At 39.6% G+C, this 21498-nt stretch carries 21 protein-coding genes; 16 read left to right on the top strand and 5 right to left on the bottom strand.

The features are described 5' to 3' along the window. Positions 1-47: 47 nt before the first annotated feature. Positions 48-2600: a YfhO family protein gene (locus tag ERX37_RS09220; RefSeq protein WP_133430385.1), complete on the top strand. Its 2553-nt coding sequence runs from the start codon at positions 48-50 to the stop codon at positions 2598-2600. A 13-nt stretch (positions 2601-2613) separates the two neighbouring features. Here ERX37_RS09220 and yfkAB read toward each other — a convergent pair whose 3' ends face one another. Continuing rightward, entirely contained in the window at positions 2614-3756 is a 1143-nt protein-coding gene (yfkAB, locus tag ERX37_RS09215; RefSeq protein WP_133430384.1) for a radical SAM/CxCxxxxC motif protein YfkAB, read from the bottom strand. Positions 3757-3893: 137 nt separating this feature from the next. Between yfkAB and ERX37_RS11455 the strand changes: the two genes are divergently transcribed. The 8 genes from ERX37_RS11455 (at position 3894) to ERX37_RS09180 (ending at position 10298) form a co-directional block, all read left to right on the top strand. After that, a complete protein-coding gene (locus tag ERX37_RS11455) occupies positions 3894-4052 on the top strand; it encodes an SE1561 family protein (RefSeq protein WP_165982028.1) in 159 nt (52 codons plus the stop codon). Positions 4053-4062: 10 nt separating this feature from the next. Continuing rightward, positions 4063-5433: a 23S rRNA (uracil(1939)-C(5))-methyltransferase RlmD gene (rlmD, locus tag ERX37_RS09210; RefSeq protein ID WP_133430383.1), complete on the top strand. Its 1371-nt coding sequence runs from the start codon at positions 4063-4065 to the stop codon at positions 5431-5433. 59 nt (positions 5434-5492) lie between these two features. After that, complete coding sequence (locus tag ERX37_RS09205) at positions 5493-6011, top strand: type 1 glutamine amidotransferase domain-containing protein (protein WP_133430382.1); 519 nt, start codon at positions 5493-5495, stop codon at positions 6009-6011. A 132-nt stretch (positions 6012-6143) separates the two neighbouring features. After that, complete coding sequence (locus ERX37_RS09200; RefSeq protein WP_133430381.1) at positions 6144-6854, top strand: glycosyltransferase; 711 nt, start codon at positions 6144-6146, stop codon at positions 6852-6854. Between the two features lie 35 nt (positions 6855-6889). Next, positions 6890-7681 (top strand): recombination regulator RecX, encoded by a 792-nt coding sequence (gene recX / locus ERX37_RS09195; RefSeq protein WP_133430380.1) that lies wholly within the window; start codon positions 6890-6892, stop codon positions 7679-7681. Beyond that, positions 7674-7997: a YfhH family protein gene (locus ERX37_RS09190; RefSeq protein WP_188352363.1), complete on the top strand. Its 324-nt coding sequence runs from the start codon at positions 7674-7676 to the stop codon at positions 7995-7997. The genes recX and ERX37_RS09190 overlap by 8 nt, the downstream gene beginning before the upstream one ends. 12 nt (positions 7998-8009) lie before the next feature. Continuing rightward, a complete protein-coding gene (locus ERX37_RS09185) occupies positions 8010-9527 on the top strand; it encodes an ATP-binding cassette domain-containing protein (RefSeq protein ID WP_133430379.1) in 1518 nt (505 codons plus the stop codon). A gap of 9 nt (positions 9528-9536) precedes the next feature. Next, on the top strand, positions 9537-10298 hold the full coding sequence (locus tag ERX37_RS09180) for a hypothetical protein (RefSeq protein ID WP_133430378.1): 762 nt from the start codon (positions 9537-9539) through the stop codon (positions 10296-10298). 50 nt (positions 10299-10348) lie between these two features. Here the strand turns inward: ERX37_RS09180 and ERX37_RS09175 are convergent, their stop codons facing one another. Further along, positions 10349-11332 carry a metal-dependent hydrolase gene (locus tag ERX37_RS09175; RefSeq protein ID WP_133430377.1) on the bottom strand — a complete coding sequence of 328 codons (984 nt, stop codon included), beginning with the start codon at positions 11330-11332 and terminating at the stop codon, positions 10349-10351. A 79-nt stretch (positions 11333-11411) separates the two neighbouring features. On the opposite strand from ERX37_RS09175, the gene mutY reads away from it, so the two are divergent. From mutY to ERX37_RS09150, 5 genes are all read left to right on the top strand, one after another. Next, positions 11412-12446, top strand: a complete 1035-nt coding sequence (gene mutY / locus ERX37_RS09170) for an A/G-specific adenine glycosylase (RefSeq protein ID WP_133430376.1) — start codon at positions 11412-11414, stop codon at positions 12444-12446. 65 nt (positions 12447-12511) lie between these two features. Then, a complete protein-coding gene (gene ntdP, locus ERX37_RS09165; RefSeq protein ID WP_133430375.1) occupies positions 12512-13063 on the top strand; it encodes a nucleoside tri-diphosphate phosphatase in 552 nt (183 codons plus the stop codon). 49 nt (positions 13064-13112) lie between these two features. Beyond that, entirely contained in the window at positions 13113-14855 is a 1743-nt protein-coding gene (locus tag ERX37_RS09160) for an ABC transporter ATP-binding protein (protein ID WP_133430374.1), read from the top strand. A gap of 53 nt (positions 14856-14908) precedes the next feature. After that, positions 14909-16510, top strand: a complete 1602-nt coding sequence (locus ERX37_RS09155; RefSeq protein WP_133430373.1) for an FMN-binding glutamate synthase family protein — start codon at positions 14909-14911, stop codon at positions 16508-16510. A gap of 1 nt (position 16511) precedes the next feature. Further along, a complete protein-coding gene (locus ERX37_RS09150) occupies positions 16512-17114 on the top strand; it encodes a DNA-3-methyladenine glycosylase (protein WP_229713224.1) in 603 nt (200 codons plus the stop codon). A gap of 33 nt (positions 17115-17147) precedes the next feature. Here the strand turns inward: ERX37_RS09150 and ERX37_RS09145 are convergent, their stop codons facing one another. Together ERX37_RS09145 and ERX37_RS09140 are read right to left on the bottom strand one after the other, a co-directional pair. Further along, positions 17148-18233 carry an FUSC family protein gene (locus tag ERX37_RS09145; RefSeq protein WP_133430372.1) on the bottom strand — a complete coding sequence of 362 codons (1086 nt, stop codon included), beginning with the start codon at positions 18231-18233 and terminating at the stop codon, positions 17148-17150. Positions 18234-18284: 51 nt separating this feature from the next. Continuing rightward, positions 18285-19583 (bottom strand): glutamate-1-semialdehyde 2,1-aminomutase, encoded by a 1299-nt coding sequence (locus ERX37_RS09140; protein WP_133430371.1) that lies wholly within the window; start codon positions 19581-19583, stop codon positions 18285-18287. Between the two features lie 80 nt (positions 19584-19663). On the opposite strand from ERX37_RS09140, the gene ERX37_RS09135 reads away from it, so the two are divergent. After that, on the top strand, positions 19664-20098 hold the full coding sequence (locus ERX37_RS09135; protein WP_373282947.1) for a peroxiredoxin: 435 nt from the start codon (positions 19664-19666) through the stop codon (positions 20096-20098). Positions 20099-20165: 67 nt separating this feature from the next. Further along, positions 20166-20621 carry a peroxide-responsive transcriptional repressor PerR gene (gene perR, locus ERX37_RS09130; protein ID WP_133430369.1) on the top strand — a complete coding sequence of 152 codons (456 nt, stop codon included), beginning with the start codon at positions 20166-20168 and terminating at the stop codon, positions 20619-20621. Between the two features lies 1 nt (position 20622). Here perR and ERX37_RS09125 read toward each other — a convergent pair whose 3' ends face one another. Then, positions 20623-21018, bottom strand: a complete 396-nt coding sequence (locus tag ERX37_RS09125) for a YgzB family protein (protein ID WP_133430368.1) — start codon at positions 21016-21018, stop codon at positions 20623-20625. Positions 21019-21498: the final 480 nt, after the last annotated feature.

Here is a 21498-nt window from a genome sequence, read left to right as displayed (position 1 = left end):
TGCTATAATGACGAAGGTAAATATAGACAGAATCAGAGGGAAAATATATGTTAAAACGTTTTATTCGTATTCTATTCATCGGATTAATGATGAGTTTAATTTTTTATGCACCTGATATTTACCGCTATATAGCAGAAGGAGTACTCTATATCGGTAAGGGTGACGGTTTAAAGCAGATGATTCCCTTTCAGCTCTATTTATTTGAGCATTTTAAGCATTCCGGTATATGGTACGCACCTGATTTTGGATTAGGAGGAGACTATTTCACTAATCTCAGCTACTATTATTCCACGTCACCCATTTCTTATATTACTTTTATCCTGCTCTTCTTTTACCAGTTGTTCGATCATCATTCAGTCGTAAAACAATTGGTGGATATGCAATATGTCACGGCTATCATCAAATGCACATTAGTTTTTGCGGCGGCTTATTATGCAGCAAAAGAAATCGGTATGAAGCATAGAAGTGCATTGATCAGTGGCATACTCTATAGCTGGTCGACCATATTTTATTATTTTACCTATACTTGGTCTTTCTTTAGTGATGTCATGGTTTACCTGCCGCTCAGCATACTTGGTCTTGAACGACTTCTACGCCGTAATCAGCCGCTTATTTTTATTTTGAGCATAGCAATTACAGTCTTTTCAAATTTTTATTTGGCTTATTACGAGATGATTGCAGTAGGCATCTACTTTTTACTTCGTCTCGTGCGTCAACATGATCAAGATATATTGCCTGGAGTTAAGGCACTGCTTACAGTGATAGTGAGTGCAGTCATAGGTTTTATGATGGGTAATATTGGTTTTATAGCAGGTGTCAGTTCATTTCTTCATAATGACCGTACGCTCGAAAAATTAAAGGTTCCTTTGCTGATTGATTGGTCGGCAAAGAATAATCTCTTCTACGGTGGATTCCACCTGGTAGTGATTTTTGTCGCTGCGATTGCATTGTGCAGCTTTTCGCTCTACCGCTATTACTATTATCGTCTGTTTTCAGTTATTACGTGGATAATGATGGTTGGTTCACTGACACCTTATGTAGGCAGTATGTTTAATGGATTCTCGATGTCGCAGCGCAGATGGGTCTATATACTGGCATTCGCCACTGCTATATTGACAGGTCTCTTTATACAGCATCTGTCTGAACTATCCATACGACAACTACTGAGTGCATCGCTGCCGGTAGTTATTATCCTGATGATTTCCGTCCTTGTTCAACAGGACTTTCAATACTGGCTCTTTTATGTCCCAGTCATTATCATCCTCATGGCTTGTTATTTAAAATATAGAGGTCAGTGGTTGATGAATATAATTGTTTTAGCGGTCGCATTCTGTCAGTTAACATTGATTCAAGATTATCATTATGGTATTCAGCATCAATATTTTAAAACGACTGACTATATGACGGAGCATGTTTATAACAAACAGATGCAGCAAGCCATCAATCAACTGAAAAAAAATCAGGTAGATGATTTAAGACGTATTACTTTATCAGATAATTCGTCGGTCAATCTGCCCATGTATTACCGTTTCAATGGTACGATGCTGTATTCAAGTATATTTGATAAACAAATATTGAAGTTCTACGAAGAAGATTTAAAGATTGCACAGCATAAACAGAAAAATAGTTATTATGCCATGCTATCCGGACGGACGAATTTAGCGAGTCTGTATAATGTAGATGACTTTATTACAGCGTCAGGTGATCATCCGACCCTTTTTGACAAGCACAGCAAATTTCAGGCAGGGGGTAGTCAGTACGAAGTGTCAACTAATCCTTATCCCTTACCAAGTGTGAGAGTGGCTGATAAAGTATTTGCTGCTTCTTCATTACATACGCCGCTTGAGAAAGAGCGGGCCATGTTAGAAGGGGTCGTAAAAGAGCAGGGAGCGGCTGGACATTTTGGAGCACCTGATCTTCTAGCAGGGACTCAGTTGACTGCTGAACAGGCGACTTGGCGTAACAGCATACTGACTGTCGACGGAGAAGAAGGTAGCCTCATCATTAAATTGAACAAGCAAAAAATAACACCTTACACTGAACTCTATTTAACGATGAAGTCAGATATTATTGTCCCGCAAGACAAAGATTATTATATTCAAGTAAATGAGAAGAAGCTGATGAAGCCGAAAAAAAATTACAAATATAGAAGAGAATCAAAAGATGTGGTCATGAATATTAAAGCCGCTGATGAGATTCGTATTAGTTTCCCGAAAGGCAAGTATCGAATTAATTTAATTAGTTTGCAGGGTGAGGACTACTCCGTCCTGAAGAACGCTTACCAGAAGTATAAGCATCAGCCATTGAAACTGATAAAGAAAAGATTCTCCTATGAGGTGAATCTAAAAGGAGATAAAGGCACGCTTGTAGTACCTATGCCGTATGTCAATGGTTTAAAGGCGATAGTAGATGGTGAGGAACGTCCTATTGAACCGGTTAATTATTTGATGACAGGTATACCTGTTGAGATGACTGACCAGAAAGTGACCATTAAATACACGCCTCCTTATCTGAAATGGGGCATTGTCGTCATGATATCTGGAATTGCAGCAGCTGCATTATTTAATAAATGGACAAAAAATAGCAGACTCTCCATATGAGAGCCTGCTATTTTTAGTGCAGAAGATTGAACTGCTGATGCATGTGGCGTTCTCGTTCTTTGAAATCAATGCCGGGATAATACATATTTTTCACCAGCAGGTTAGGACCCAGACATTTTACAGGTGCGCAGTGACAGTTCAGCTGTTTATTGAGTGTACTTTCCTGCCATTTATCATAGATGGATTGCAGTGAGTGCGTTTTAATATTATTGATAGTGCCCGTCTCATCACCAAAATCCGTAACAATAACATCTCCGGTAAAAACGTTGACATTTAGACGTGAGCGTCCGTCAGGATCGTTACGTATAGTGATCGTCTGATCAGTGTGCAGTTGCTGCTGTAGTTCCAGGTCGTCTGAGTTCATTGAGCATGGGAAAAAGGGAAGTGTACCAAATAACATCCACGTCTCTTGATCACGAAATGTCAGTATATTTCGAATGGCACTCTTCATCTCTTCTAACGATAGAATATTCAGATCGGTTGCAAAGTCAGCAGGATACATCGGATGAATTTCATGACGTGCGCATTTCATCTCATGAACGACTTCGTTATGAATCTTCTCGAGATAGGGCACGGTGTTTTTATTCAGCATCGTCTCAGCTGATACAAACATACCCCCTTCAGATAATTGACGTGCATTGCTGATCATCTGATCGTATAACTTGTAGCGTGCACTGATGGGCGGTTTCTTATCCATTACATGAAAGCCGACTTCTGCAAATTCATCGATTGTTCCCCAGTTATGTGAAATATGCATAACATCGACTAAATCAAAGATATCCTCATAGCGATTATAAGGCATGGTAAGATTGCTGTTCATCTGTGTATAGATGCCACGGTCCTGTGCATACTGCAGAATAGGTTTGACAGTCTCTTTGATCGACTTTTTAGAGAACATCGGCTCTCCACCTGTCACACTGATAGTAGAGAGGTGAGGGATTTCATCAAGACGTCTCAAAATTAGATTCATATCCATGACATCGGGGTCTTTAACTTGCAGCGTATAGCCGACAGCGCAATGCGCACAACGCATATTGCATAAAGTGGTGGTCGTGAATTCGATATTGGATAATTTGTTTTCACCGTACTTGGCAACTTCATTATAAGCTTCCCACGGATCGAACTGAGGGGTGATACGTTTTTTTGTGACTAACATTATTTGTCCTTCTTTCCAGAGATAATCTTTTTCATTATCTCAGAGTGTCATAAGTTGTCAACGACAATAGATTGAAAGTTATCATGTTCTCGTTCATAATAAAGGGCGATATCAAGACAATTTAAAGGAGAATTATCATGGCGAATGAATCATTGAATGAAATTAAAGAGAAATTAAGTGATTTTATAGAAAAAATCGATGCGGTCAATCCGGAAACAACAGATATGGCGGATATTGATGAATGGCTTGCTATCTTGGATCAGCTCGAGCAGAAGGTAAAGTCTATTAAATCATAGGAGGAATGGAATGAAAGATATAGAAGTAAAAGTAGGACAGAAATTTCCACTGACCATCAAACGTCTCGGAATTAACGGTGAAGGTATCGGTTATTTTAAACGTAAAATCACATTTGTACCAGATGCACTGCCGGGTGAGGTCGTTCTTACTCAGGTGACGAAGGTCAATCAGCGTTACCTGGAAGGAAAAGTACTGAAGGTGAGAGAAAGAGCACCGGAACGAACAAATCCACCATGTCCCGTCTTCTTTCTGTGCGGTGGCTGCCAGCTCCAGCATATGACATATGATGCGCAGCTCAATTTTAAGCAGCAGATCATTATTGATTCACTGGAGAAATACGCCGGTCATGTAAAGCCTGGGGCGGTTAAGCCGACAATCGGTATGCAGAAGCCATTCCGTTATCGCAGTAAGAATCAGTTTCCAGTTGAGAAATCAGGCCGAAAAATAAGAGCAGGTCTTTACAAAGAGCAATCCAATACATTGATTGATCTTGATGAGTGTATCGTGCAGGATAAGCGCACGATGGAGACGACACAGGCTGTCAAAGTCATCATGAGTGAATTGAATATTGATGTTGCGAAAAATGTGAATAAAGATGAAGGTGTGCGTTCTATTATGACACGTGTCGCTAAACATTCAGATGATATTCAAGTGATTTTAGTCTCAACAACACGTGACCTGAAAAAACTTGATCTGCTGACTGAACGTATTATGCGTATACCGAATGTTGTCAGCTTCGGACTCAATATTAACGATGACCGTGACTTACTGCTTGGTGAAGAGACTGTTATTCTGGATGGCCAGCAGACCATTCATGAGACACTGGGTGATACAGAGCATGAAGTAACGGCTGATAGTGCGTTCCCAATCAATATTGAGCAGGCAGAAGTACTGTACACTACAATTTTTGAGGCAGCAGATCTGTCAGGCAGTGAAAATGTAGCCGATTTATTCTGCGGTGCTGGAGGCAGTAGCTTAAAATTAGCACAGAAAGCCTGCCAGGTCCGCGGTGCTGATTTCAATGACCAGGAAATTATTAATGCCACGTACAGTGCAGCTGAAAATAATATTGATAATGTATTGTTTGAAACAGGCGAACCCGTTGATAAATTAGAACAATGGATAGAGGATGGCTTTTTCCCGGATGTTATTCTGATCAATCCGAACCGTTCTGGTCTGACTTCTGACGAGATCGATGCCATTATTGAAATTAAACCCGCTGTCTTTATTTATATCAGTCGTAATCCGTCAACACTTGCCAAGGATCTCGCTCATTTAACACGTGCATTCACAGTTGAATATATTCAACCCGTTGATATGTTTCCGCAGACGACTCAAGTTGAGGCTGTGGTCAAGCTGACTCGTAAGAAAAGACTGTAATGTTTTGATTAATATGAGACGGGTAAATAATACTATTACTACTTAGGAGGTAATTTTAAATGACTAAAAAAGTAGCAGTAGTATTAGATAACTTATTCGAAGATGTTGAATATACAAGCCCGGTAGAGGCCATTAAAAATGAAGGCCATGAAGTTACTGTAATCGGTAAAGAAGCAGGTTCTTCTGTAAAAGGCAAAAAAGAAAATACAGAAGTTAAAATCGATAAAGCAATCGGCGAAGCAAATGCAGCCGATTACGATGCATTACTGATTCCTGGCGGTTTCTCACCTGACCAGCTTCGCGGTGATGAAGAAGGCCGATTCGGCAAATTCGCTAAAGAATTTATGACAGCAGATAAACCGGTATTTGCTATCTGCCATGGACCACAAGTATTAATTGATACTGATGAATTAAAAGGTCGTAAATTAACTAGTTTCTTATCTGTCCGTAAAGATCTTGAAAATGCAGGTGCAACAGTTGTGGACGAATCTGTAGTTGTAGATAACAACTTAGTTACTTCAAGAACACCTGATGATTTACCAGATTTCAATAAAGAAATCGTTAATGCTCTTAAATAATATTAATCAGACACCGCTATTGCGGTGTCTTTTTTTGTCGGTCCTAAGACTGATTTATAAGATTTTCAGTGATTATTCGTATAACGCCCTTATTTTATTTGCTAAACTAGCAGTAAGATAAGGAGAGTGAATATGAAAAAAATGGGATGTGGCCTACTCACCCTGTTATTAGTGGTAGTTCTTATCGTCAGCAGCTTTTTCTATTTTATCAGTGGCAGAGTAGACTTAGATGAAATAAAGAAACTTCAGTCAAATCAATATTTTGTATCAGCAGATCATATGCCAAAATATGTACCTGACGCTTTCATTGCAGTAGAAGACAAAAGATTTTATCAGCATGATGGTATCGACTGGAAAGGGACGGGTCGGTCAGCAGGTGTTGCACTGAAAAACAGAACAGCAAGTCAAGGTGGCAGCACAATAACACAGCAGTTGGCAAAAAACCTTTATTTAAGCAGCGACAAAAAATTAAGTCGCAAGTTAAATGAGATGATGATTGCTAAGCGCATAGAAAATAATTTCTCGAAAAATGATATAATAAGTGCTTACTTAACAACTATTTATTTCGGTGATGGCATCTATAATATCGAAAAAGCAGCCAATACTTATTTTGGCACGACAACAGATGTAACATACCAAGGCCTACCGCAGATTACGGTGCTCCAGAGTGCTATTCTTGCCAGTACCATCAATGCACCAAGCGAATATCATCCGGATGATTTTGAATCTGATACCGCCCTGCAGGCAAGAACAAGATCGACACTTGATAAGATGCATGATCAATCATTGATTACTGATGAACAGTATAACGAAGCCATAACTGGTATACCTAACTCGAACTAACGCAGAGGCGTTAGTTTTTTTGAGGAGTGATAAACATGAAAATCACCACTATTGAAGTACAGAAGCATAATAAAGATCGTTTCAATCTGTATATTGATGGCGATTTTAGTATGGGCATTGATAGTGCGACTTATGTGAAGTTTAACCTGAAGAAAGGCGATGTCATTTCTGAGGAGCAGTTAGTAGCGATCAAAGAATATGATGATTATAGACGCGCCATTAATTCAGCAGTTGTTTATCTGTCATATAAGAAGCGAACAGAAAAAGAAATAAGAGAATACTTAAAAAAGAATGAGACAGCGGAAGAAATCGTCGATGCAGTTATTAAATACTGTTATGATAATCGTTACATTGATCATGATGATTATGCGCGGAGTCTGATGAATACGATGATCAATACGACCGATAAAGGACCCGATGTCTTCAGACAGAAACTGTTTGAAAAAGGCATTGAGCGCCCCATTATTGATAGTTATTATGACATATATACAGAAGAAATAACTGCTGAACGTATGGAAAAGCTTATCGACAAACAACTTAAAAAACATCAAGGTAAAGCATCCAGTTATATGGCCGTACAAAAAACAATACAAACACTTATCCAAAAAGGTTATAATTTGGATAACATCATGCCTTATTTAGACCATAAAGATGTGACGGATCACGAAGCTCTTTTAAAGGAACTTGAGAAACAGGTGAATAGATGGTCGAAAAAAACAGAAGGATATGAACTGAAGACGAAGGTAGTAACCGTCTTAATGCGAAAAGGTTATAAATACGATGCAATCAATTCAGCATTGAAAGAAAGTGGTATTGAAGATGAGTGAAGAAAAAAAATGGATACAGATGTCTGGCTCTGAGTTGCGGGATGTCATTGCAATATATAGAGAAAAGGCACGAAAAGCAGAGATGCTGGGTATTGTTAACGAATATGAAGTTTATCAGAGAAAAGCATTGATTGCAGAAAGTTATCTCGTTAATCCCGACGATATTACAGTAGGTAAAGTCTATCGTATGATAGGGACAGAAGATGCTTATTTTAAAGTAGAAAGAGTAAAGGGTGTGTTTGCATGGGGGTTCCGTCTGAACGGCGAAGCTTATGAAGAAGGCATACCACTTTCACTGCTGCAACTTGATCAATAAAGGAGTTTCAAAATGTCTGGAGATATTCTCGTAAGATTAGTTGAAGTAACAAAGTATTTCAGGCAAGATAAAGCTGGACAGTCAGTGTATGAACGTTTTATTCAAAACGATAAAAATCGGCATACAAGTATTAATAAAGTAACTATTCATCTCTATAAAGGGGAAACACTTGGAATTGTAGGTGTAGCAGGCTCGGGCAAAACTGTTCTTGGACAGCTGATTGCTAAAGTGATTGAACCTAATAGTGGAAGAGTGCGCAATCATTTCAGTACATTTCTTGCGACCCATAGTTCCACCACTCATTCAGTGAATCAGTTCATAGAAACTGTATTGCTCAGCTATAATGTACCCCTTATAGAATATGCAGAACTCAAGCATGATATTTTAATTTTTGCAGAGCTGACAGATAAGGATAAGATGAAAGTAAATGAGCTCACACTTGCAGAAAGAGCACAGATGCTGATCGCCCTGACGCGTTTTCTGATGCCGGAAGTGGTGATATATAATGATCTGACGAAGCATCTTTCTGAGTCATTTAAAAAGAAGTTTGCACAGGTCATCGATCATCTGATTGCTCATGACAAATCTGTAGTCTTAATGGAAGAAAATCCTGACCTGGTCCTTTATAAAGCTGAATATGTTAACTGGCTTAGTCATGGACAGTTAAGAAAATCGGGTGAGCCGGGTGAGGTGCTGCCTCTGTATCTTGAATACTATAAGCGCTGTGAGCAGGTAAAAGGTAGTCAAAAAGAAGATTTATTTGATCTCGACTATAAAGTCAGACGTGAGACAGAGGAAAAACATGAGTTAAAACGGGTCAATCGACATGTACGTACATATCTGGACAGTGAGCTGAAAAAATGGATTCCTATTTCTTTAGGCATTATTCTGCTCGGACTGCTATTCTTTACTTTGATACTTAGAGATATTAAATATGAACCAGCAGTAGTTGAACAGCAGACAGCCGCTATCAATAAACAAGCAGAAACATATACCGATAAATATGCGCTTGCTGTTACCAAAGAAAATACGAAACTCATGCATAGAAATAAAGCAGCATTACAACTGCCGGCAGGCTCGTTAATAGAAGTGACTGGCATCGGGAATGAAGATTACCGAATCGCTTTTAACAATAAAGAAATGAGTGTTGACCGGGAGAACGTGGTCTATATCAATCCAGCCGCTTTATATGATGAACGATCTTTTGAGGATTTAAAACCTTATATGTACAGCAATTATGTTAATTTTAATGAGTTTTTTAATGGTTTTTTAGGTGCAAGTCGAACTAAAGTTGAAGCGGAATTATTTCCGGAGACACGTGCGCCTTACGTTATCAAACTGACTAAGAATGATATTTATCTGCATTTTAATGATCAGAATAAAGTGAATGGCATTGGCTTCCCGATGACTCAGGCAGAACAGATGAAGAAAAAATTCAATCTTAAGGAAAAAGACTGGATAGTTAAAGTAGACGATGGTTATGCAGTGGCTGACCTGGAAGCTAATATGTGGCTTTATTTCCGGAGATAGGTGGATGGAATGAACGAATTAACAACTTATATCCCTTATATCGTGAAGAACACGATTATAGATTTACGTTATAACTTAAAACAATATATTTGGTGGTTATTAGTTAATATAGTGATTATTTTCTTCACTTTCTTTTTAATGAACTTGATGACAACAACAGGTAATAATAAATCAAGGCTGCTGTTTCAGCTGAGTGGTTATCTGCTCTTCTTCTGGGTAGCAGGTTCGCTTTTTTACTCCAGCTCACTGCTGTCGCGTCGCGGTTTTATTTTAAATATCACCCATTTACCTCTGCATGTATTAGTGAATGTTCATATCGTTAACTTTCTGCTGCAGTTTATTGTTTCTTTTGCATTCTTAGTATTCGTTGCCTATACCAATCATATACCTGCGAATATGAGTGTGACAGGGATGCTTTATTTTATGATATTGACTTATCTATTGCTGATTCCTGTTGGTATATTATTAAGTCTGATTGAATATTATAGTCGGAATATGAAACGCAATGTTATTATTTTCCTGATCCTGCTGCTGATTTCAGTATCTATACTATGGGTACCTGCACGCTTGCCGGAGTTATTGATAAAAGTACTCAGTTTAAATCCTTTTTATTTTTTGATTAATGGCTTTCAAACTGCAACTGTGGAAGGTACAAGCGCATTTTATAATATACCTTTGCATCTCCTTTTCTACTGTGAGCTGGTGCTGATGTATATTTGGACGTTCTATTTCTATAAAAAGTTAAAAGATGAAATCAATAGACAGTCGTAATAAACAGATAACAGGCATCACTGAATGATTCAGGGATGCCTGTTATCTGTTTATTTTATAGGATGTCTATCTAGTACTTGCAGAAGTTTTTTCTCTGAAAAAATCCAGCCGGTATAACTATGCGTAACTTTGTAGTCATGATTTAGTTTTAAGATAGCGACGAATGAATAATGACCATTTTTCAAATATCTTAAGTCGATAAATCTAAGTTCATATCCGTAGTCTCGCTCTTCCAGTGTCCAACGATAGATTGAACTGAAACTGATGAAAGCTTTTAAGTTGGCATCATTTCTTGCATCTTCCATAATTTCGTCAGATGGCAGCGGTGTCCGTTTAAAGCGGTCACTGAAATTAACATTCCCTTTAAAGGCACGGCCGATATAATAATGGCTGTGCGTCTCGACTGCAACACGCCATTCAAAAAAGCGAATAGTAGGAGCAACAAAAGCTTTTAGTACAGTCTCATGATGTGGCAATATATGAAGTGCCTGCTTTTTGATGTATTGCTGCAGGAGACGTCTGATGATATAGTAGATGACTAAAATCAGTGCGATGGCTAAAAAGACAGGAACCGGGTTCTCACCATGCGCCCAAAGTGCAGAACCTGTGAGCAAGATGATAAACATAATCGGGTCAAATGTATTGATAATCCCGATCTGAATCCACTTTTTAGAAAAAGGTCTCAGTGCCTGAGTACCATAGGAGTTAAAGATATCTACAAAAACATGCAGAAAAACAGCAAGTTGCGTCCACATCCAGAAGTGAAGGATATTGATAGTGGGTATAAATAAATAGATAAGACCTACAATCAGAAGGGGCCACATCAATGTAAAAGGAATAGAGTGAGTAATCCCTCTATGATGTGTAATATAGATAGCATTATTTCTTAGTTTGAGTACGGTGTCGATATCCGGTATTTGTGAGCCGGCAACTACAGCAGTAGCAATGGCTGGATAATAAGCTGTCACAGCAGGATCGACTGTAGCGAGACCGGCCAGTGCAGCACCCATCGCAAAATGTGTAGCGGTATCCATAAGACAGTCCTCCTTTTTAGTTCATTATAAATGAAACAAGATAGATTTACATAAAATTAAATTATATTGAGGTGCTTGAATGAAGGAAAGAGAAACATTTGCTGAGAATCTGCTCAGCTGGTTTGATGTGAATAAAAGAGAGATGCCGTGGCGCGAGACAAAAGATCCTTATAAAATCTGGTTGTCTGAAGTGATGCTCCAGCAAACTCAGGTGAATACAGTTAGAAGTTATTACTTAAAATTTATAGAACGATTTCCGACGATTGAAACACTGGCAGAAGCGGATGAAGATGAAGTGCTGAAATACTGGGAGGGTCTGGGTTATTATTCACGCGTTCGTAATTTCCAGAGTGCTGTCAGAGAAGTAGCTGAGACATATGGCAGTGTGCCTGACGATGGAGAACAATTTCTTGCATTAAAAGGGGTGGGCCCATATACGAGAGGAGCCGTGATGAGCATTGCATTCAATCAGCCTTATCCGGCGGTTGACGGGAATGTCTTCCGTGTTTTCTCACGTCTCGATGATGATGCGACTGATACAGCAAAACCGTCAGCACGTAAGCATTTTGAAAATAAAGTGATGCAGGTTATACCGGAACGAGCGGGTGATTTTAATGAAGCATTGATGGAACTGGGTGCTACAGTCTGCACACCGCGTAATCCAATCTGTATGCTGTGCCCGGTCAATATGCACTGTGAAGCCTTTGAAGCAGGAACAGTCCTTGAACGACCAGTCAAAATTAAAAAGATGACGCGGAAGGAACTCAGATATAAAGTAATGCTGATTATTAATGATAAAGGTGAATTGTTGATCACTCAGCGTCCAAAGACGGGACTGCTCGGCGGCATGTGGCAATTTCCGATGTTCGATGAAGATATGCCGATGGAAGATATTGAAGCAGTTCTCGATATGAAGCTGATGGATAAAAAAGAAAAGTTTCATACAGTGACTCATGGCTTTACACATCTGGACTGGATACTTGATGTCTACATTGCGAGAACGACAGATCAGCCTGGTCATGACTTTCAATTTATAGCTGAAAATGAGAAAGAAAACTATACGTTCCCAGTATCTATGTCGAAGATATTCAGTCATTACCAGCAAGTCAAATAGGTTTCATCATATTTAATGTATGCTATAATATGATTGCAAATACTAAATACTAGGTGGTGTGGAACATGGTCAAAGAATCCATACCAAAAGAAGGTCAGAGCGTACAGATTCAAAGTTATAAGCATAACGGAAAAATCCATCGTGTCTGGTCTGAAACAACGATTTTAAAAGGGACCAATCATGTCATCATCGGCGGAAACAACAGAACACTTGTTACTGAAAGTGACGGAAGGACCTGGGTAACACGTGAACCCGCTATTGTTTATTTTCATGCGGAGTACTGGTTCAATGTCATCTGCATGTTCAGAGAAGACGGCGTCTATTATTACTGCAACCTCTCTTCGCCCTTTGTCTATGATACAGAAGCCATTAAATATATTGACTATGATCTCGATATCAAAGTCTATCCGAATGGTAAATATCATCTACTGGATGAAGATGAATATCAGCAGCATATGAAACAGATGAACTATCCCGCTGAGATTGATCAGATCCTGAAAAGAAACGTTGATACTTTGCAACAATGGATTGAAAGAAAAAAAGGACCATTTGCGCCGGATTTTATTAAGGTCTGGCAGGAACGTTTTCATTTACAGAAGCGTATGATGGAAGATTGAATCAACCTATAAATTATAGGTTGATTCTTAATTTTGAGGAGATGATTGGATGCTAAGGCGTTACCTCCAGTTCGTCAAGCCGTATGGCTGGCTGATTGTACTGACTATATTAATCGGGATACTGAAATTTGGTATTCCCTTACTCATTCCACTGCTGATTAAATACGTTATCGATGATGTGATCGGCAATCAGTCGATGTCTGTTGCTGATAAGAAGGACGCACTGTGGCAAGTGCTGTTGATATTCAGTTTTATCTTTATAGTGATAAGACCGCCAGTCGAATATTTCAGACAGTATCTCGCTCAGTGGACGAGCAATAAGATTCTTTATGATATCCGCAAGAAATTGTATCGACATCTGCAGGCACTCAGTGTCCGTTTTTATTCAAATAATAAAGTAGGAGAAGTCATTTCTCGTGTCATCAATGATGTGGAGTCTACGAAGGACTTCATTATTACAGGCCTGATGAATGTCTGGCTTGATTTAGTCACTATCATCATTGCACTTGCCATCATGTTTACGATGGATGTTAAATTGACACTCGCATCTCTTGTTGTATTCCCTTTCTATATGTTCAGTGTTTATTATTTCTTTGGAAACTTGCGTAAATTAACACGTAACCGCTCCCAGGCTCTTGCTGAAGTTCAAGGCTTTTTACATGAGCGTGTACAAGGCATGAACGTTATTAAGAGTTTTGCGATCGAAGAGAACGAAAGCGAACGTTTTAATAAGCGGAATATGAATTTCCTGACCAAGGCAACCAATCATGCCAGATGGAATGCTAAAAGTTTCGCAGTTATCAATACGATTACAGACGTGGGTCCATTGATTGTTGTTGGCTTTGGTGCTTATCTCGTTATTCAGGATGGTATGACAGTCGGAAGTCTCGCTGCATTCATTGCATATCTGGACAGATTGTATGGTCCACTCCGACGTCTTGTTTCAAGTTCTACAACATTGACACAGAGTCTGGCATCGATGGACCGTATGTTCCAGCTTTTTGACGAACCTTATGATGTGACCGATAAAGATACGGCACGTGACTTAAAAATACAGCACGGGGATATTCAGTTTCAGCAGGTCGGCTTTAAATATAACGATGAGGATACTGAAGTGCTGCGTCATATCGACCTGGATATCAAGAGTGGAGAAACAGTCGCTTTCGTAGGTATGAGTGGCGGCGGTAAATCGACTATGATCAGTCTGATTCCGAGATTTTATGATGTGACGAGTGGTCAGATTCGAATTGATGGTCATGCAATTGAAGATTTTACGATTGATAGTCTGCGCAATCAAGTCGGCATGGTCATGCAGGACAATATTCTGTTCTCAGATTCTATACGGGAGAATATTTTACTTGGCCAACCTGACGCAACCGAAGAAGAGATGATTTATGCGGCTAAACTTGCTAATGCCCACGACTTTATTATGACGCTGCCGAACGGTTATGATACTGAAGTCGGCGAGCGGGGTGTTAAATTGTCTGGTGGGCAGAAACAACGTGTTGCCATTTCACGTGTGTTCCTGAAAAATCCACCGATTCTAATTCTCGATGAAGCGACGAGTGCCCTTGACCTTGAAAGTGAAGCGGTTATTCAGGAAGCACTAGAAACGTTATCACAGGATCGTACGACAGTGATTGTAGCTCATCGATTATCAACCATTACCCATGCAGATAAAATTGTGGTTATTCAGAATGGTGAAATTATGGAACAGGGCTCTCATGATGAATTGATGGCCAATCAGTCCCATTACTACAATCTCTATACAATTCAAAATTTAGATAGTTAAGCGCTTACTCCTTGTTGTATGATAGAAGTATCATATAACAGGGGGATTTTTTTATGGATTTATTGTGGACGATTCAAGTAATCGTCAATACGATTATTCTAGTTTTATTCATTGCACTTGCATTATTTATCCTTTATTTAGTCGCTGCTGACCGCAGTCAGCAGCAACATAGTATTTTACGTAACTTTCCGGTACTTGGACGTGTACGCTACTTTTTTGAGAAAATTGGACCTGAAATCAGACAATATTTAATACAGTCTGATAACGAAGCGACACCTTTTTCTCGCAAAGATTATCTGGATGTGGTTAAAGCAGGTAAATATAAATCACGTATTGGTGGCTTTGGATCCAGAAGAGATTTTACGCAGCCTGGTTTTTACCTTCAGAATTCTATTTTCCCTAAAGAGGCGAAAGAGCTTCATATTGATCAATCCGTTAAAATTAAAACAAGCATATATAAACTGGACAAAGAAGGGCTGTTCGATCGAGATGAACATCGTGAAACTGAACTGGTCGATCCTTATCTGCTGACAGACGAACATGCAGTCGTACTTGGTTCACGTCGTGCTAAGCCTTTCCATGTTAAACGTCTCGTGGGTCAGTCGGGTATGAGTTACGGTGCACTTGGACAGAATGCCATCTCTGCACTGAGCCACGGTCTCGGACTTGCTGCTGGGACATGGATGAATACAGGTGAAGGTGGTTTAAGTGATCATCACCTGAAAGGGAAAGTAGATATTATATTTCAGATAGGACCTGGTTTATTCGGCGTACGTGATCACGATGGTCGTTTCAGCGAAGTCGAATTTGTAAAAAAAGCTGACAATCCATATGTTAAAGCTTTCGAAATTAAACTCGCACAAGGTGCAAAGACCCGTGGAGGACATGTCGAGGCAGATAAAGTAACAGAAGAAATTGCAGCGATCCGTAACGTCAAACCTTATACGACGATTAACTCACCCAACCGGTTTACCTTTATGAATGACAATAGAGACCTGCTGGAATTTATCGCAAAACTTCAGCAGATGAGCGGAAAACCGGTCGGCTTTAAGATGGTTGTAGGTAATCTTGATATGCTATACAGTCTTGTAGCTGATATGAAAGCAACGGGCATCTATCCTGATTTTATTTCGGTTGATGGTGGAGAAGGTGGAACAGGGGCCACGTATCAGGAGCTGGAAGATACGATGGGACTGCCATTATTCTCAGCTCTGCCTATTTTAGATTTAGTGCTTAAAGAGAACGGACTGCGTGATGAAATTAAAATTATCGCATCCGGAAAGCTCATTACACCGGACAAAGTGGCTATCGCATTAGCGCTGGGCGCTGATCTTGTTAATGTTGCAAGGGCCATGATGATGAGTGTCGGCTGCATTATGGCTCAGCAGTGCCATACGAATGATTGTCCGGTAGGTGTCGCAACGACTAATCCACAGCGTGAGAAAGGTCTTGTGATTGAAGAGAAACAGTACCGGGTAACGAACTATATGATCAGTATGCATGAAGGACTGTTCAATATTGCGGCGGCATGCGGTGTGGTCTCGCCCACTGATATTACAATTAAACATCTGCTCTACAAGACAGAACGCGGCGATATCATAACAGGAGAGCAGTATGTTAACCGCATGTACCGGGCACTGAAAGAGGCGGTATAAATTGGATTTAAGTTTTATGGCACAAGATACATTGACAGCTGCGAGACAGTTGTTAGGTAAGAAAGTAACGGCAACAGTTGAAGGAGAGGTTACTTCCGGCTATATCACGGAAGTCGAAGCTTATCTGGGGTTCGAAGATAAGGCGGCACATGCATATCAAGGTAGACGTACTAAAAAGAATGAAATGATGTACCGGGATTACGGTGGGATCTATATTTATACGATGCATGGTCATCATTGTATGAACTTTATTACACGCGATGCAGCGTCACCAGAAGGGGTACTTATTCGTGGCTTAGAACCTGCAGAAGGCTTCGAGATAATGCAGAAAAGGCGTGGAAGAACAGATCACCTGACAGATGGACCCGGAAAGCTGACTAAAAGTATGGGCATCAGGCGCGACCTCCATAATGGCCTCCGGTTAAATGAAGGTGCAATTACTTTAAGCGAAGGTAAGAAACCTGAAGTTATTAAGGAATCAAAACGAATTGGTATAGATAATAAAGAAGAAGCAGTTGACTATCTCTATCGTTTTACAGTTGCAGGAAATCCTCACGTATCAAAAGACCGTGTAAAGCCTGCTTTTAATAATGGATGGCAATAAAATAAGGCTGGCTCTTAGAGAGTCAGCCTTATTTTATATGTCTTGTCCATCGTCAGATACTTTAATTTTATTATCATCCTGATGATAATGATGAAAACTGTGCGTCAGTTTATCGAGATGCTCAAGTTTTTCTCGGTATTCAAATAGGGCACTTAACACGAGGATGATATGCTGTTTATTATAAGGGGGGTCTTCAATACCCTGTAATTCTTTCAATATCATTTCCAGCACGTCTTTTTTGAAGTGACCATTCATAAATGATTCTTCTGACAGGTGAACGGGAGAAAGTTTATTATTGACCTGCATTAATATGCCTTCATGCAGTGTCATCAGTTCGTCCATTTCGAATTTAATCTGAACTCTCAGTTCTTCCGGTAGATGGAGAATATCGTTTTCGTATCGATTGATTCTTCTGAGTAAGTCATAAGCACGACGGGTTGTCATGATAAGTTCTTTGAAGAGGATTTTTTTTCGGATATTGCGGTAGTTCTGTTTACGGGTTAATGCGCGCTCGTTTTTATAAAGATTGAACTTAGATTCAAGTGCTATAATCCGGTCGCGAATGTCCTCAACGTCATGCTTGACGACATGATACTCCGTTGAACCATTTATGCTGAGACGCAGCCACTTAAAGATGTCATTGCAGATCTGCTGGCAACTATAATACAGTTTAGTCTCATATTGTGGAGGCAGAAAGAGCAGATTGACTAATGCTGCACTCAGGACACCGATCATAATAAAGGAAAATCGTGTAAGTGCCGCAGTCATAAAGTCATCGCCGCTTGCTTCCATAATAACTAACTGAGTGACAACGGCGAGACCGGTTACGTTCTGTAAATTAAGTTTAGCTAATAATGAAATCAGAATGATGGTGAATAGACCGATAACAAGTAGATGATTGCCAAATAACTGCACGGCAATAATAGCAAGTACGGCTCCAATTGTATTACCCTGCAAGTTCTCTAGAACAGATTTATAGGATTGATAAACACTAGGCTGCATGGCGAACAAAGCAGAGATACCGGCAACGACATAACCGGGTGTACCTAACAATTGAGCTACATAGAGTGCCAGCATAATAGCGATGCCGGTTTTAAAGATTCTAGCGCCTAATTTCATTTAACTAACCTCTTTGTTTAACATAATAATTCACTTATACAGGATGAATCATTATTTGACAAGCGACAATTCCTTGAAACTATGTTCGACAGCACGAAGTGTTTGCTCGATATCGTCTTCAGTATGACGGATGGTGATGAACCATGCTTCATATTTAGAAGGAGCCAGATTAATACCTTGATTAAGCATTGATTTAAAGAACTTGGCAAACATTTCTCCATCTGTGTTTTCAGCCTGCTCATAGTTAACGACTTTTTCTTCAGTGAAGTATAAGGTCATAGCACCTTTCAGACGATTGATTGTTGCTGGAATCTGATATTTATTGATCAGCTCTGTTACGCCATCTTCAAGCTGCTTTCCTAATCGATCAAGATATTCATAAGTTCCTTCTTCCTTGATGACTTCAAGGAGTGCTATACCAGCCTGCATGCTGAGTGGATTACCGGCCATCGTTCCAGCCTGATAGGTGGGACCTAAAGGAGCGACATGCTCCATAATATCCTGACGGCCACCGTAAGCACCAATTGGCAAGCCACCGCCAATAATTTTACCGAATGCCGTTAAGTCAGGTTTTACGCCGAGCATATCCTGTGCACCACCGTAACAGAAACGGAATGCAGTAATGACTTCATCATAAATGACTAAAGCTCCGTTATCATGGGCAATATCATTAACTGCCTGCAGGAATCCTTCAGCAGGTTCAACAATACCGAAGTTACCCACAATAGGTTCAACCAGTACAGCGGCAATCTGATCGCTGAAATGATGGATTGCTTCTTTAAAAGGTTCGATATCGTTAAAAGGAACGGTGATAACTTCTTTTGCTACACTTTCCGGCACACCTGCTGAGTCGGGAGTACCCAGTTGACTAGGACCGCTGCCTGCAGCGACGAGCACTAAATCAGAATGACCATGATAGCAGCCGGCGAATTTAATGATTTTATCGCGTTTCGTATAGGCACGAGCAACACGAATAGTAGTCATGACAGCTTCTGTACCAGAGTTAACAAAACGTATTTTTTCTAATGAAGGAATCGCTTCTCTCAGCATTTTGGCAAAAGTGACTTCATGTCGTGTTGGAGTCCCGTATAATACACCATTTTCTGCTGCTTTTTTAATGGCTTCAGTGATGTGAGGATGCGCGTGTCCTGTAATGATTGGACCGTAAGCCGCTAAATAATCAATATATTGATTGCCATCAACATCATAGAAGTAGGCACCATCTGCATGGTCCATTACGACCGGTGCGCCCCCGCCGACCGCTTTATACGAGCGGGAAGGGGAGTTGACGCCTCCAAGAATATAATCATTTGCTTCATTCTGAATCCGTTCTGATTCTGTGAATTTCATACTATAACCTCTTTCACTTAATATTTTTTCGTCACTATCGTATCATAAATATAAGATAACTTTGAGTGGGAGGTATGCAGATGAAATTACCAGCATTTAAAATGACAGATCAGAACGGCAATATCATTACAGAGGAAGCACTTAAAGGGAAAAGAACAATTCTATATTTTTATCCGAGAGATAATACACCCACATGTACTACACAGGCGGTTGATTTTACCAATCATCTAGAGGAACTGAGGCAGCAAGGCATCCAAGTATATGGTGTAAATGGTGATAGCATGAAGAAACATCAGAATTTTATAGCCAAGCATGACATCGGTTTTGATCTTCTGGTCGATGAAGATTATAAGCTGGCCAAAGAACTGGATATTTATAAAATGAAGAAGGTATTCGGTAAAGAATCGATGGGAATAGTCAGAACAACGCTCCTTGTCGGACAAGATTTGCAAATAGAGAAAAGAATAGACAATGTTAAAGTTAAAAACCAGTTGACAGAATTGCTTGATAAGTAGGGAGTATTGAAGTTTCGTCACTAAAGATGTATCATTAATAGAAATAGAAGTGAAAGAAGGTGATAGTATGGCAGTAGAAAATTATTCGGCGGAAGTAGAATTGCAGGAAGCGATTCAGCAGCTGAGAAATCAAGGTGTCCGAATCACGCCGCAACGCCAGGCCGTACTAGCCTACCTAATCGAAGCGGATACACATCCGACAGCTGATGAGATCTATAAAGCGCTGAGTCCGAACTTTGAGAGCATGAGTGTTGCGACCATTTATAATAACCTGAAGGTCTTTAAAGAAAGCGGACTGGTTACTGAACTGACTTATGGAGACGCAGCGAGTCGTTATGATTTTGATACAGCTAATCATTATCACGTAATCTGTACAAGCTGCGGCAAGATAACTGATTTTCAGTATCCACGCTTAGATGAGGTCGAGCAGATAGCACAGCACTTGTCAGGACATAAGATTACACATCACCGAATGGAAATCTACGGGATTTGTCCTGAATGTGCAAAAAAGGAAGAACGCTAATCTAGCGTCCTTCCTTTTTTTCGAGTGCTTCGCTTTTTCTCTTATTATTGTAGTCTTCATTGAATTCCTTACCTTCGAGCGTAGGATCAAGCGTAAGAGGCTCATTACAGTTTGCGCAGATATCAGCTCTACCTAACATCTTAGTATAATGATTGCAGTTAGGACAGAGAACTGTAACTGCACGCATGGAAAGCATGCCTATCCAGAAGTAAACGACAAAACTAAGAGCAAAGGCAAGCGTGCCGAGTATTAGGAAAATGCCAAAGAGTATTCTGCTATGTGCCATATATAGAAGAACAACACCAAGATACATTACAATCATGGCTGCAAATATAAGACCAAGGGCCCATGAGCGAATACGATTGATTTTACTGGTTGGTTTCTTGCTCCATTTCATAATATACACTCCTTAAATAAGATACTGAAAAAAGTATAGCACAAATAATTATAATAACTCTCCAGAAGAATTATAAAAAATAATGAAAAAAGTATTGACGAAGTAAAGAAGACTTGATAAGATATAAAAGTCGCTGAAAACGACAAACACTTTGAAACGAAAAAGCAAATAAGAAGTTTCGAAAGTGTAAAAAAGATACTTGTAATCAACAATTAATTCGAGTAAAATATTTAATGCAGGTTGAAACAGCCGAGAAATTAAATAATAAGTTTTTTCGAGAGAATGTAAAATTCTAAAAGAAAAAGCTTGCAATTAAAAATTGAAGCTGTTATAATTTAATCTTGTAACACCAAATGAACATTGAAAACTGAATGACAATATGTCAACGTTAATTCCAATAATTTGAGTAGCATTTATGCTATTCCCAAGAGTGACTGGCTCAAGCAGTCAAAGAGCTTTATCAAGCAATCTATTATGGAG

Origin of the sequence: Macrococcus hajekii, from assembly GCF_004359505.1 — a bacterium.
GTDB lineage: Bacteria > Bacillota > Bacilli > Staphylococcales > Staphylococcaceae > Macrococcus > Macrococcus hajekii.
The sequence above is the reverse complement of the archived record's forward strand: the minus strand, read 5'-3'. Positions and strand labels throughout refer to the sequence as shown.

Bases quoted from the DNA above. Each gene is read 5' to 3' on its own strand.
- ERX37_RS09220 (WP_133430385.1), top strand. From the start codon at position 48: ATGTTAAAACGTTTTATTCGTATTCTATTCATCGGATTAATGATGAGT.
- yfkAB (WP_133430384.1), bottom strand. From the start codon at position 3,756: ATGTTAGTCACAAAAAAACGTATCACCCCTCAGTTCGATCCGTGGGAA.
- ERX37_RS11455 (WP_165982028.1), top strand. From the start codon at position 3,894: ATGGCGAATGAATCATTGAATGAAATTAAAGAGAAATTAAGTGATTTT.
- rlmD (WP_133430383.1), top strand. From the start codon at position 4,063: ATGAAAGATATAGAAGTAAAAGTAGGACAGAAATTTCCACTGACCATC.
- ERX37_RS09205 (WP_133430382.1), top strand. From the start codon at position 5,493: ATGACTAAAAAAGTAGCAGTAGTATTAGATAACTTATTCGAAGATGTT.
- ERX37_RS09200 (WP_133430381.1), top strand. From the start codon at position 6,144: ATGAAAAAAATGGGATGTGGCCTACTCACCCTGTTATTAGTGGTAGTT.
- recX (WP_133430380.1), top strand. From the start codon at position 6,890: ATGAAAATCACCACTATTGAAGTACAGAAGCATAATAAAGATCGTTTC.
- ERX37_RS09190 (WP_188352363.1), top strand. From the start codon at position 7,674: ATGAGTGAAGAAAAAAAATGGATACAGATGTCTGGCTCTGAGTTGCGG.
- ERX37_RS09185 (WP_133430379.1), top strand. From the start codon at position 8,010: ATGTCTGGAGATATTCTCGTAAGATTAGTTGAAGTAACAAAGTATTTC.
- ERX37_RS09180 (WP_133430378.1), top strand. From the start codon at position 9,537: ATGAACGAATTAACAACTTATATCCCTTATATCGTGAAGAACACGATT.
- ERX37_RS09175 (WP_133430377.1), bottom strand. From the start codon at position 11,332: ATGGATACCGCTACACATTTTGCGATGGGTGCTGCACTGGCCGGTCTC.
- mutY (WP_133430376.1), top strand. From the start codon at position 11,412: ATGAAGGAAAGAGAAACATTTGCTGAGAATCTGCTCAGCTGGTTTGAT.
- ntdP (WP_133430375.1), top strand. From the start codon at position 12,512: ATGGTCAAAGAATCCATACCAAAAGAAGGTCAGAGCGTACAGATTCAA.
- ERX37_RS09160 (WP_133430374.1), top strand. From the start codon at position 13,113: ATGCTAAGGCGTTACCTCCAGTTCGTCAAGCCGTATGGCTGGCTGATT.
- ERX37_RS09155 (WP_133430373.1), top strand. From the start codon at position 14,909: ATGGATTTATTGTGGACGATTCAAGTAATCGTCAATACGATTATTCTA.
- ERX37_RS09145 (WP_133430372.1), bottom strand. From the start codon at position 18,233: ATGAAATTAGGCGCTAGAATCTTTAAAACCGGCATCGCTATTATGCTG.
- ERX37_RS09140 (WP_133430371.1), bottom strand. From the start codon at position 19,583: ATGAAATTCACAGAATCAGAACGGATTCAGAATGAAGCAAATGATTAT.
- ERX37_RS09135 (WP_373282947.1), top strand. From the start codon at position 19,664: ATGAAATTACCAGCATTTAAAATGACAGATCAGAACGGCAATATCATT.
- perR (WP_133430369.1), top strand. From the start codon at position 20,166: ATGGCAGTAGAAAATTATTCGGCGGAAGTAGAATTGCAGGAAGCGATT.
- ERX37_RS09125 (WP_133430368.1), bottom strand. From the start codon at position 21,018: ATGAAATGGAGCAAGAAACCAACCAGTAAAATCAATCGTATTCGCTCA.